The 10,875-nt window shown below is 64.3% G+C and carries 11 protein-coding genes and 1 tRNA gene; 9 read left to right on the forward strand and 3 right to left on the reverse strand.

Going from position 1 to position 10,875, the window contains the following annotated elements; translation table 11 throughout:
• The first annotated feature begins 337 nt into the window (after positions 1-337).
• The 3 genes from B5Y19_RS24110 to B5Y19_RS24120 are packed head-to-tail and all read left to right on the forward strand — an operon-like array spanning position 338 to position 3,521.
• Entirely contained in the window at positions 338-1,558 is a 1,221-nt protein-coding gene (locus tag B5Y19_RS24110) for an aspartate aminotransferase family protein (RefSeq protein ID WP_055729167.1), read from the forward strand.
• Between the two features lie 38 nt (positions 1,559-1,596).
• Positions 1,597-2,517, forward strand: coding sequence for an ornithine carbamoyltransferase (gene argF / locus B5Y19_RS24115; protein WP_055729168.1), 921 nt, complete (start codon positions 1,597-1,599; stop codon positions 2,515-2,517).
• Positions 2,517-3,521, forward strand: a complete 1,005-nt coding sequence (locus B5Y19_RS24120) for an Hsp33 family molecular chaperone (protein WP_055729169.1) — start codon at positions 2,517-2,519, stop codon at positions 3,519-3,521. Before argF ends, B5Y19_RS24120 begins: the two co-directional genes overlap by 1 nt.
• 188 nt (positions 3,522-3,709) lie before the next feature.
• Here B5Y19_RS24120 and argE read toward each other — a convergent pair whose 3' ends face one another.
• On the reverse strand, positions 3,710-4,840 hold the full coding sequence (argE, locus tag B5Y19_RS24125) for an acetylornithine deacetylase (protein WP_055729201.1): 1,131 nt from the start codon (positions 4,838-4,840) through the stop codon (positions 3,710-3,712).
• Positions 4,841-4,881: 41 nt separating this feature from the next.
• On the reverse strand, positions 4,882-5,274 hold the full coding sequence (gene apaG, locus B5Y19_RS24130) for a Co2+/Mg2+ efflux facilitator ApaG/CorD (RefSeq protein WP_055729170.1): 393 nt from the start codon (positions 5,272-5,274) through the stop codon (positions 4,882-4,884).
• A 201-nt stretch (positions 5,275-5,475) separates the two neighbouring features.
• Between apaG and B5Y19_RS24135 the strand changes: the two genes are divergently transcribed.
• Positions 5,476-6,564, forward strand: coding sequence for a 2'-deoxycytidine 5'-triphosphate deaminase (locus B5Y19_RS24135; RefSeq protein ID WP_055729202.1), 1,089 nt, complete (start codon positions 5,476-5,478; stop codon positions 6,562-6,564).
• Between the two features lie 114 nt (positions 6,565-6,678).
• Positions 6,679-6,753, forward strand: a tRNA-Gly gene (locus B5Y19_RS24140).
• 74 nt (positions 6,754-6,827) lie between these two features.
• Here the strand turns inward: B5Y19_RS24140 and B5Y19_RS24145 are convergent.
• Positions 6,828-7,112 carry a type II toxin-antitoxin system RelB family anti-toxin gene (locus tag B5Y19_RS24145; protein WP_079592263.1) on the reverse strand — a complete coding sequence of 95 codons (285 nt, stop codon included), beginning with the start codon at positions 7,110-7,112 and terminating at the stop codon, positions 6,828-6,830.
• A gap of 148 nt (positions 7,113-7,260) precedes the next feature.
• Here B5Y19_RS24145 and B5Y19_RS24150 point away from each other — a divergent pair, with 148 nt between their 5' ends.
• From B5Y19_RS24150 to B5Y19_RS24170, 4 genes are all read left to right on the forward strand, one after another.
• Positions 7,261-7,674, forward strand: coding sequence for a YbhB/YbcL family Raf kinase inhibitor-like protein (locus B5Y19_RS24150; protein WP_244555714.1), 414 nt, complete (start codon positions 7,261-7,263; stop codon positions 7,672-7,674).
• A gap of 917 nt (positions 7,675-8,591) precedes the next feature.
• Entirely contained in the window at positions 8,592-9,014 is a 423-nt protein-coding gene (locus tag B5Y19_RS25915; protein WP_139384545.1) for a hypothetical protein, read from the forward strand.
• A gap of 67 nt (positions 9,015-9,081) precedes the next feature.
• Complete coding sequence (locus B5Y19_RS24160; protein ID WP_079592269.1) at positions 9,082-9,561, forward strand: YccF domain-containing protein; 480 nt, start codon at positions 9,082-9,084, stop codon at positions 9,559-9,561.
• A 712-nt stretch (positions 9,562-10,273) separates the two neighbouring features.
• The coding region (locus B5Y19_RS24170; protein WP_139384546.1) for a porin at positions 10,274-10,875 on the forward strand (602 nt) is incomplete at its 3' end.

Below are 10,875 nucleotides of genomic sequence, written 5' to 3' on the forward strand. Positions count from 1 at the left end.
TCTGAAAACAGCTTTTCCCCAGGCGATTCGTGTTTGCGCCGTCAAGCGAATCCTTTCGGCAACACTGTGGCTGCGGCTTTGAATTGACAGCCCCGGCCGCCTTAAGCATATTTATCCACAAGGTGACGCCGCCCGTTCGGGCGGCGCTTATGTTTGCGGATCAAGGCCCGAACGATGCGGATGACGGCGCGACGAGAGGTCGGGAGCTGGGTGCGACGATAACGTCGTCGCCGGGTCGCATCATGGCTGCAGCCTGCAGCATCAATCCCGGATCGTCGTTTTCTGTTCAGCGCCAATCCGTTCTCACCCCGTCCCCCTTCGCGAGGATTTTCGTTTCATGGCTCCCGCTCCCGTTTCCGCCAGCCAGTCCGTGCTCGTGCCGACCTATGCCCGTGCCCCCGTCGCCTTCGAGCGCGGCGAAGGCCCCTGGGCGATCACCGCCGACGGCACGCGCTATCTCGATTTCGGCGCCGGCATCGCCGTCAATGCGCTCGGCCACGCCCACCCGCATCTGGTCAAGACGCTGACCGAGCAGGCCGGCAAGATCTGGCACACCTCGAACCTCTACGGCGCGCCGGAGGGCGAGCGTCTCGGGCGCCGGCTCTGCGAGGCGACCTTCGCCGAGCGCGTCTTCTTCACCAATTCAGGCGCCGAGGCGAACGAGTGCGCCATCAAGATGGCGCGGAAGTACCATGCCGCGAAGGGCCATCCCGAGCGCTTCCGCATCATCACCTTCGAGGGCGCCTTCCATGGCCGGACGCTAGCGACCATCGCCGCCGGCGGCCAGCAGAAATACATCGACGGCTTCGGCCCCAAGGTCGAGGGTTTCGACCAGGTGCCGTTCGACGACGAGAAGGCGCTGCGCGCCGCGATCGGGCCCGAGACCGCCGCGCTGATGATCGAGCCGATCCAGGGCGAGGGCGGCCTGCGCTCGGTGCCGGCCCGCTTCCTCAAGCTGCTGCGCGAGCTCTGCGACGCGAACGGCCTGCTGCTGATCTTCGACGAGATCCAGACCGGCGTCGGCCGCACCGGCAAGTTCTTCGCCCATGAGATGTACGGCGTCACGCCCGACATCATGTCGATCGCCAAGGGCATCGGTGGCGGCTTCCCGATGGGCGCCTGCCTCGCCACCGAGGAGGCGGCCTCCGGCATGACCCTCGGCACCCACGGCACCACCTTCGGCGGCAATCCGCTGGCCATGGCCGTCGGCAACGCCGTGCTCGACGTCGTGCTGGCGCCCGGCTTCATCGAGCGCGTCGGCCAGATCGCGCTGCGCCTCAAGCAGTCGCTCGCCGAGCTCAAGGACAAGCATCCCAGCGTGATCGAGGAGATCCGCGGCGAGGGGTTGATGCTGGGCCTCAAGCTGCACACGCCGAACACCGATTTCGTCAACGAGGCCCGTGCGCAGGGCCTGCTGGTGGTCGGCGCCGGCGACAATGTCGTGCGCTTGCTGCCGCCGCTGATCATCACCGAGGCGGACGTCGCCGAGGCCGTCTCGCGTCTCGACAAGGCCGCGGGTGCCGTCGAGGCTTCGCTGAAGCGCCCGGCCGCCGAATAAGCTCAACCAACCCACCCCGCGAAGCGAAGGAAGCGCCCGTGACGCGCCATTTCCTCGATCTCTCCGATTTCTCCGGCAACGAGCTGCGCGCCATCCTGCGCGCCGGCGAGGAGATGAAATCGCGACGTCGCACGCCCGCCGCCGCCGGGGACCGCCTGCTCGAGGGCAAGGTCATCGCCATGATCTTCGAGCAGCCTTCCCTGCGCACGCGCGTCTCCTTCGACGTCGGCATCCGTGAGCTCGGTGGCTCGCCGATGATGGTCGCAGGCCATGAGATCGAGCTCGGTGAGCGCGAGACCATCGCCGATACGGCGCGCGTGCTCTCGCGCTATGTCGACGCGATCATGATCCGCATCCTCGACCACGATTCGCTGGTCGAAATGGCGAAATACGCCACCGTGCCGGTGATAAACGGGCTGACCAAGCGCCAGCATCCCTGCCAGGTCATGGCCGACGTCATGACCTTCGAGGAGCGCAAGGGCTCGATCGAGGGCAAGCGTATCGCCTGGACCGGTGACACCAACAACGTGCTGACCTCCTGGGTCCATGCCGCCGGCCGGCTCGATTTCGAGCTCACCGTCGCGACGCCCGAGGAGCTCGCGCCCCCGCCGGCCCTGATCGCCTGGGCGAAGAAGCAGGGCGCCAGGATCAAGCTGACCAACCGGCCCGAGGAGGCGGTCGAGGGCGCCGATTGCGTCATCACCGATTGCTGGGTCTCGATGGGCGACGAGGAAGGCACGCGCCACAACCTGCTGCGGCCCTATCAGGTCGATGACCGGCTGATGGAGCGCGCCGAGAAGGACGCCATCTTCATGCACTGCCTGCCGGCGTCGCGCGGGGAAGAGGTGACGGACAAGATCATGGACGGTCCGCAATCGGCAGTGTTCGACGAGGCCGAGAACCGGCTGCACGCCCAGAAGGGCATCCTGGCCTGGTGCTTCGGCGGAGTGGCGGCCTGATGGCCGCCGACGACGCAGCTGTTGTCGCTGGGCTCGACGATCGGGTCGTTCCCTTCGCCGTGCCCGATCTCGATGTGCGCGGCCGCGTCGTGCGGCTGGGCGCCTCGATCGACACGATCCTCGACCGGCACGGCTATCCCGCGCCGGTCTCCCGCGTCCTGGGCGAGGCGGCGGCGCTGACCGTGCTGCTCGGCACGGCTCTGAAGTTCGACGGCCGCTTCCAGCTCCAGACCAAGAGCGATGGCGCCATCCCGATGATGGTGGTCGACTTCAACGCGCCCGATAATTTCCGCGCCGTCGCCCATATCGACGAGGCGAAGCTCGCCCAGGCCATCGCGCTCGACCAGCTCTCGACCGGTCAGCTGCTCGGCACCGGCCATCTCGCCATGACCGTCGACCAGGGCACGACGACGACGCGCTATCAGGGCATCGTCGCCTTGAAGGGCCAGAGCCTCGAAGAGGCGGCGCATCAGTATTTCCGGCAATCGGAGCAGATCCCGACCCGGGTGCGGCTCGGCGTCGGCACGGTGACGACCGGCGGCCGGCCGCAATGGCGCGCCGGCGGCATCCTCGTCCAGTTCATGCCGCATTCGCCCGATCGCCTGCGCGCCGCCGACATCCATCCCGGCGATGCGCCCGAGGGGCACCAGATCCTCACCGGCAACGACCCTGACGGCATCAGCGACGATGCCTGGATGGAGGCGCGCTCGCTGGTCGAGACGGTGGAGGATCACGAGCTGCTCGATCCGATGCTGGAAAGCGAGCGCCTGCTCTACCGCCTGTTTCACGAGCGCGGCGCCCGCGTCTTCGAGCCGGTTCTGGTGCATGAGGCCTGCCGCTGCTCGCGCGAGCGCGTGCTGAGCATGCTGCGCGGCTTCGCGCCGGAGGACCGCAAGGCGATGATCGCCGATGACGGCCGGCTCGGCGTCACCTGCGAATTCTGCTCGCGGCGCTATTCCTTCGATCCGGCCGAGGTCGAGGACGGGCAGGCGGCAGGGTCGTAGGCCTTCCGCCCGTCATTCTCGGGCGTTGCGCGCCCAAGCCAAAGGTCTCCAGGCACGGTGCTTGCGTCATGGTCGGGCTTGTCCCGACCATTCGCGTCTTTGCTGGCCGAAGGCTGTGTTCAGGTCGTGGATGCTCGCCACAAGGGCGAGCATGACGAGCGGTGCCGGCGTGGGTCCCGCCGGTCGGCTCAGCTCCGGCACTCCGCCATCAGCTTGCGCATGAAGGCCTCGCCGGCCTGGAGCTGCTCCAGCGTGATGTATTCGTCCGGCTGGTGCGCCTGGTCGATCGAGCCGGGCCCGCAGACCACGGTCGGCAGCCCGGCGAGCTGGAAATGCCCGGCCTCGGTGGCATAGGCGACTGCGATGGTGTGGTTGCGACCCGACAGGCGCATGGCGAGCCGCTCCGCCTCCGAGCCGGGCTCGGGCGCCAGGCCCGGCACGTCCGAAGTCATCTGCGTCTCGATCGCCGCGCTCGGTGCGGTCCCGCGCATCCGCGCCAGCACCTTGTCCGAGATCGCCGCGAAGCGGGCCGGCCCGGCCTCGGGATCGGAGCTGGGCAGCGTCCGGATTTCCCAGAGGATCTCGCTGTGGTCGGCCAGGATGTTGCGGGCGATGCCGCCATGGAAGGAGCCGATATGGACGGTGTCGTAGGGTGGGTCGAAGCGCCCGCTCGCGTCCCGCCGCTGCTTCGCATCCTCGGCCATGTGGTCGAGCTCGGCGGCGAGCAGGGCGCCGGCATGGACGGCGCTGGCGCCGAGCTCCGGCTTGGAGGAATGCGCCGCGAAGCCCTTGATCACGGTCTGGAAGGTCCGGACGCCCTTATGCGCGTCGCAGATGTCGAGCGAGGTCGGCTCGCCGACGATGACGGCGCGCGGCCGCGGCAGCGTCTGGCCCATCGCCGCGATGCCGTCGATGACGCCGAGGCAGGTCACCTCCTCGTCATAGGACAGGAAGAGATGGATCGGCGTCTTCAGCGCGGCGGCGAGGAAATCCGGCACGAGCGCCAGCCCGAGCGCGAGGAAGGCCTTCATGTCGACGGCGCCGCGACCATAGGCGCGGCCGTCCTCGACATGCAGCGTGAACGGATCGCGGCTCCAGGCCTGCCCCGTCACCGGCACCACGTCGGTGTGGCCGGAGAGCACGATGCCGCCCCGGTCCTGCGGACCGACGGTGGCGAAAAGCGCCGCCTTGTCGCCCGTCGCATTGGGGAAGCGCACGGAAGCCACGCCCCAGCCGGCGAGGTAATCCTCGACGAAGGCGATCAGCGGCAGGTTGGACTTGTCGCTGACCGTGTCGAATGCGACGAGGCGGGCAAGCATTTCGAGCGGCGTATAGCGCTGCCCGGCGGTCTGGTTGGCGGTCAATGCAGAACCTTCTTCACATAGGGGGAATCGAGCGGGAAGAGCGGCACCTCGACGTCGAAGACCGTGCCGCTCTCGTCCTGCATGGCGTAGAAGCCGTGCATCGAGCCGTCCGGCGTCGTCAGCGGGCAGCCGGAGGTATAGTTGAAGCTCTCGCCCGGGCGCAGCACCGGCTGCTTGCCGACCACGCCCTCGCCGCGAACCTCGTGGACCTCGCCGCGCCCGTCGGTGATGAACCAGTGGCGTGTCATCAATTGCACGGTCTGCCGCGAGAGATTGACGATCTCGATCGCATAGGCCCAGAAATAGCGGCCCTGCGCATGCGAGGATTCCGCCTCCATGAAGGTCGGCGCCGCGGTCACGCGTACGCCATGCGTCTGTGCCTGGTACATCGCGAAGGCTCCGGCTGCAGCCCGAGGCGGCCTCGGCGCCGCCCTCGCTGTGTTATCGGCCTGCCTGCGGGAGCGTCAATGCCGCGGCTGCGGCGACTCGGGCGTGGACAACCCCGCCGCGCGCTCCTGCGCCGGGGCTGACGCGCTTGGCCTTTCGGGGGAGCTTCGCTAGTTATGGCCGATTATTCTCGCGGAGCGAGCATGCTGCCCTTCAAGTCCGGCATCCAGCCCGACAGCTCTATCCGCGCCTTCATCGAGCAGGGCGCGATCACGCTCGCGCGGCCGCCGGCCGAGGGGCAGATCCAGCCCGCGAGCCTCGATCTGCGCCTGGGCGAGCGGGCCTATCGCGTCCGCGCCAGCTTCCTGCCCGGGCCTGAGCGCAAGGTGCGCAGCCGGATCGAGGATCTCTCGCTGCATGAGATCGACCTGACGCGCGGCGCGGTGCTGGAGACCGACTGCGTCTATATCGCCGAGCTGATGGAAGGCCTGCGGCTGCCCAAGGGCCTGCGTGCGGCCGCTAATCCGAAGAGCTCGACCGGCCGTCTCGACGTCTTCACCCGCGTCATCACCGATCGCGCGCGCGAGTTCGATCTGGTCGAGGATGGCTATGAGGGGCCGCTCTTCATCGAGATCTCGCCGCGCACCTTCCCGGTGCTGGTGCGCTCAGGCTCGCGTCTCTCGCAGATCCGCTTCCGCGCCGGCGAGACCCGCCTCGACGACCGGGCGCTCGAGGAGATTCATGTCCGCGAGACGCTGGTCAGCGCCGCCGAGCCCTCCTTCCAGGGTGGCGTCGCGGTCAGCGTCGATCTCTCCGGTTTCGACGGGCTGCTGGGCTATCGCGGCAAGCATCACACGGCGCTGATCGACGTCGACCGCGTCGGCGCCTATCGCGCCGCCGATTTCTGGGAACCGATCCCGGACGACGGCTCGCGCAGCATGATCCTCGACCCCGGCCAGTTCTATATCCTCGCCTCGAAGGAAGCCGTGCATGTCCCGCCGGACTATGCCGCGGAGATGACGCCCTTCGACGCGCTCGTCGGCGAGTTCCGCGTCCACTACGCCGGCTTCTTCGATCCCGGCTTCGGCCACAGCGCGGCCGGGGGCCAGGGCGCCCGCGCCGTGCTGGAGGTTCGCTCCCGCGACGTGCCCTTCATCATCGAGGATGGCCAGATCGTCGGCCGGCTCGTCTACGAGACCATGGCCGCCCGCCCCGAGACGCTCTATGGTGCCGGCCTGAAATCGAACTATCAGGGCCAGGCGCTCAAGCTCTCCAAGCATTTCAAGGGCTGAACCGGCCGCTGCGGACAGGGGCGCGGGGCGGCGATATTCCCGGATGACACCGGCATTGGGACCCGCTATGAACGCGGGACCTGCCACGCGTTGCTTCGCCAGCGTGAACGGCATGCGGGCGTAGTTCAGTGGTAGAACGTCAGCTTCCCAAGCTGAATGTCGTCGGTTCGATCCCGATCGCCCGCTCCATCATTTCAATGAGTTAGATAGGTTTCTCGGAAATTACACTTAGCAGAAGCTACGTGGGAGCAACGAGCGGGAGATTAGCTCTCTTCCGTTTTTGAGGATGCCGCCGACGCTTCCCTAACTTCGGGCGGACTCGATTCGTCCGCTGAAACGACCTCGTCAGCAATCAGATCAGCCACCCGCACTCCGATGGCATTGGCGAGCTCATAGAGCGAGATGATCGTCGGGTTTCGGCGTCCGCGCTCAAGGCTGCTGATGTACCATTGGCTGAAGCCCGAGCGCTCCTCGACCTGCTCTTGAGTCAGGCCGCGCTCTTTCCGCAAACGCGCGAAATTTTCCCCGACCAGCTTGCGCATATCCATGCGCTCAGAGCTGGCAATTTCTGGCGAGCTCGATTACCAACTATAATTGGTAATGTCGGGTGAGCTTAGCGATCGCGGCAGGCCGGGTGAGACGGAAGCCCAAGCTGATGCTGGGAAGATCTGCTCACCCGCTTGGGACTGGGGGAACATGATGAAGTTCGCGGGGAATGCCGTTTGGATCGTGCTCGGAGGGCTCGGGCTTGCGGCCTGCAATTCGACGGGATCTTCAGTTCCACCACCGGGAGCACCGGAGATGCAGGTGGCTTTCCGTTGGTGCAGCGGCTCTCCGGAGTTTGCCATCGGCAGCATTCCGGCCGGCACCAAGTCGCTGGACCTTCGCATGGTCGACCATCAGGCTCCGGCCTATCGGCACGGTGGCGGCACCGTTCCCCACGACGGGAAAAACTCCGCGAAGATTCCCTGTGGGGCACTTGGCGGCACCTATGTCGGCCCGAGCCCGCCGCCGCCGCAAATCCACGATTACGAATGGACCGTCACCGCGCACGATGCCAGCGGCAAAGCCCTCGCCGTTGGCCATGCGACGAGGAAATTCCCCGAGTAAGGATCAAATATCCCAATAGCGCTGCCGGCGGATTTTCAACGGATTCCCGCCAGCAACACCTTCCCGACGATGACGTTAGGAAACGGCGCAGAGCCTGCGGCCGGCTGGTCGAGCACGCGCGGCAAAGCCAGATGAGACGTAAGCGGCTTGAGAATTATGGCCTTACAGCAATCAAGGGTCTGCGGCACGTGCACGCTGTGCTGCAAGGTCTATAATGTCCCTGAAATCGATAAGAAAATGGGCTCGTGGTGCAAATTCTGCGTGCCAGGCAAAGGTTGTGGCAGCTACGAGACTCGACCAAATACGTGTCGAACGTTCAATTGCCTTTGGATCCTCACCGATTTCCTCGGTCCGGAGTGGAAACCAGAGCGCTCAAAGTTCGTTATGTCGATCAATCCCCAAACCAACTTCCTGATGGTGCAGGTTGATCCGGGCGCGCCTCGTTCATGGCGTGCGGAGCCGTACTACAGTCAGATCAGGAACTGGGCGATTGCGGAGGACCAAACCGGTCGACGCGTCGTGGTCTTCGTCAACGATAGAGCAACGGTCGTGCTGCCCGATGGCGAACACGATGTTGGAGTCATAGCACCTGGAGAGAGGCTCCACATCCAGCGGCCGAGTTTGCCCAATGGCAGATTCAGAGTGACCAAGACTTGAAGCAGGCAGTTGATGCGTGCCGTTAGGAGCCTGCCATCAGTCCGGGTTTTTGCGAGCTTGGAGCCGGATAATCGACCGAGTTGGTGATGTGCCACTGGCTCAAATCCCAGCGCTCTTCCGGCTGCTCGTGAGACAGGCCGCGCTCTGCAATCGCGCATCTCCGGCCAGCTTGCGCATGTCCACACGCTCAGAGCTGGCAATTTCCGATGGGGCCGATTACCACTTATAGTTGGTATTAGAATGCCGAGTGGAGAAGGGCCATGCTGATTGCTGAGATTGAAGGGAAACGCGTGGCAAGAACCCTCTTCATCATGCCTTTCGTTGCGTTGGCCCTCTCAACGCGGACCCATGCGGGAGATCGGCTCTTTGGCTCTACAGGCCGCGACGGCTTCAGCTACTACGAGTCGTCTGTCTCGAAGTTCACTCGAAATGGCGAAGTGTTCTTCGGTGTAACTGGCTATGCGATCCAGTCCGGCCACAACGATAAGATTGAGTTCAAGGCGCTGTTCAACTGCGGAAATCGGTCGCGGATCGCTAGAAAGCAGTTCTATGATCGGAATTATTGGGAAATTTCTGACCGAGTAAAATACGTCCATCGCCCCGAAGGAATTTGGTATTCTCTGCAGTCGCACCACTGTCCGAACAATCATTTTATGCTTGATGCAACCGAACTTTGGAAATGAAATCGGAATCGCCTAAGCTCTTGAGCGGATAACGTTTCGGTTCGGATTTTGCGCTGGGGGGCGTTTCATGAGGTTTGCAGGCAACGTAATTTGGTTCATTCTCGGCGGAGCGATCACAGCCTTGATTTGGCTCATCGGAGCCGTTGTTTTCGCCATGTCGATTGTAGGCCTACCTCTCTCTCGCGCTGCGCTGGAGATGGCTAAAATGTCGGCCTTTCCGTTTGGAAAGGACGTTGTTCACGTCCGAGAATTGGACGGAAAGGGTCTCACGCTCGCGACTGGCACCACCGGAACAATTGGCTTCGTAGCCAACGTGGTATGGGCATGCACCTTCGGAATCGTCCTCTTCGTTTCCTACATCATCGCCGGCATTATCAATTGCCTGACCATCATCGGCATTCCTTTTGGAATCCAATCGTTCAAGCTCGCAGGCTTGTCCTTTTGGCCGGTCGGCAGGCGCGTGGTTTCCCGAGAGTTGGCAGCAGTGGCGCGGCAGCATGCGGCTGAGGAGAGGTTCACGAAGCTGCGCGGCACGCGGGCGGCGTAGGCAAATGCCCGTGCCGGCGCTGTCGAATTCTTTTCGCTGCTCTTCGTGATGGAAACGGCGTTGATGGTCTCGTTTCCGCGTGCTGCACAATTCTGCTTCGTGATATTCTGCGTGTTGGCAATCATCACGCGGTCGGATTCTCCCGACATGACGTTCTGGCTTGTTGCCTCAATCGTTCTGAGCTTGATGTACTACTGGAAGCATCGAGAGCTGCAAAAAGCGAAGGGCTGAAACGGCACTTGCCGGCGCGATCGATACGCAGAAATATGAGACTAGCAGCCGCGAAGGCTGCCGGCACTGCGCCAACAGCGGATGCTCGCTGGAAGTCGATTCGGTGCGCCGCACATTAAGCAGAGCGCTACTGACCGATGCTAGCCTCGCTACTCCCAGCGTTTTTGACCGGCTGTTGGCGTTTAAATCTAAACGGTCTTTTTACGATTTTGATCGTGGGAACGAAAAATGTGGCCCTCCGGCAACACGCTGTCGGCAACTGGCCCTACTCGCGATGTCGAGCTTGATCGGCGGAGGCGCATTCGTATGGTGGGAATGCGTCGGGACGTTCCCGGTCGCTGTTTTTCGTCTTCGCCTCCGAATTAGGTCGGTGACGCGGGCGAAAGGCCGGGAATAGGCAGGTTCTGCATCTGGTCTCCAAACCGGTTGCGGGGGGCAGGCCGAAGCCCGAGGGTCTCGAAACTCTTTTGGAGGTTACCAAATGAAGCTCGTTAAGAGCCTCCTCCTCGGTTCCGCCGCCGGCATCGCCGCGGTCGCCGGGGCTCAGGCCGCCGACCTTCCCTCGCGGAAGGCCGCTCCGGTCGAATACGTTCGCGTCTGCAACACCTGGGGCGCTGGCTTCTTCTACATCCCGGGCACCGACACCTGCATCCGCATCGGTGGTCGTGTCCGCGCCGAGTACACCTTCGGTGAGCGTTGGAACCGCGGTCAGGACTCGTACGGCACCCGCGCTCGCGGCCGTATCTACGTCGACGCCCGCAACCAGACTGCCTACGGCACGCTCCGCACGTTCATCCGTTACGACGTGACGACCAGCACCGGTTCGTACCGTTACGGCGGCACCAACGCCGGCGCCAACCGCTTCTCGGGCGTCAACGGCGTCACGCAGGACAGCGCGGTCAACCTCGACAAGGCGTTCGTCCAGTTCGGCCCGATCACCGCTGGTAAGGCGCAGTCGTTCTACGACTTCTACGCCAACGACTACGGCTTCAGCGTCGTCCGCACCTCGGACCGTTCGCCGAACCTGTTGGCCTACACCGCCACCTTCGGCGGCGGCTTCAGCGCCACGCTCTCGCTCGAAGA

It is taken from the genome of Allobosea thiooxidans (assembly GCF_900168195.1).
Taxonomy (GTDB): Bacteria; Pseudomonadota; Alphaproteobacteria; order Rhizobiales; family Beijerinckiaceae; genus Allobosea; species Allobosea thiooxidans.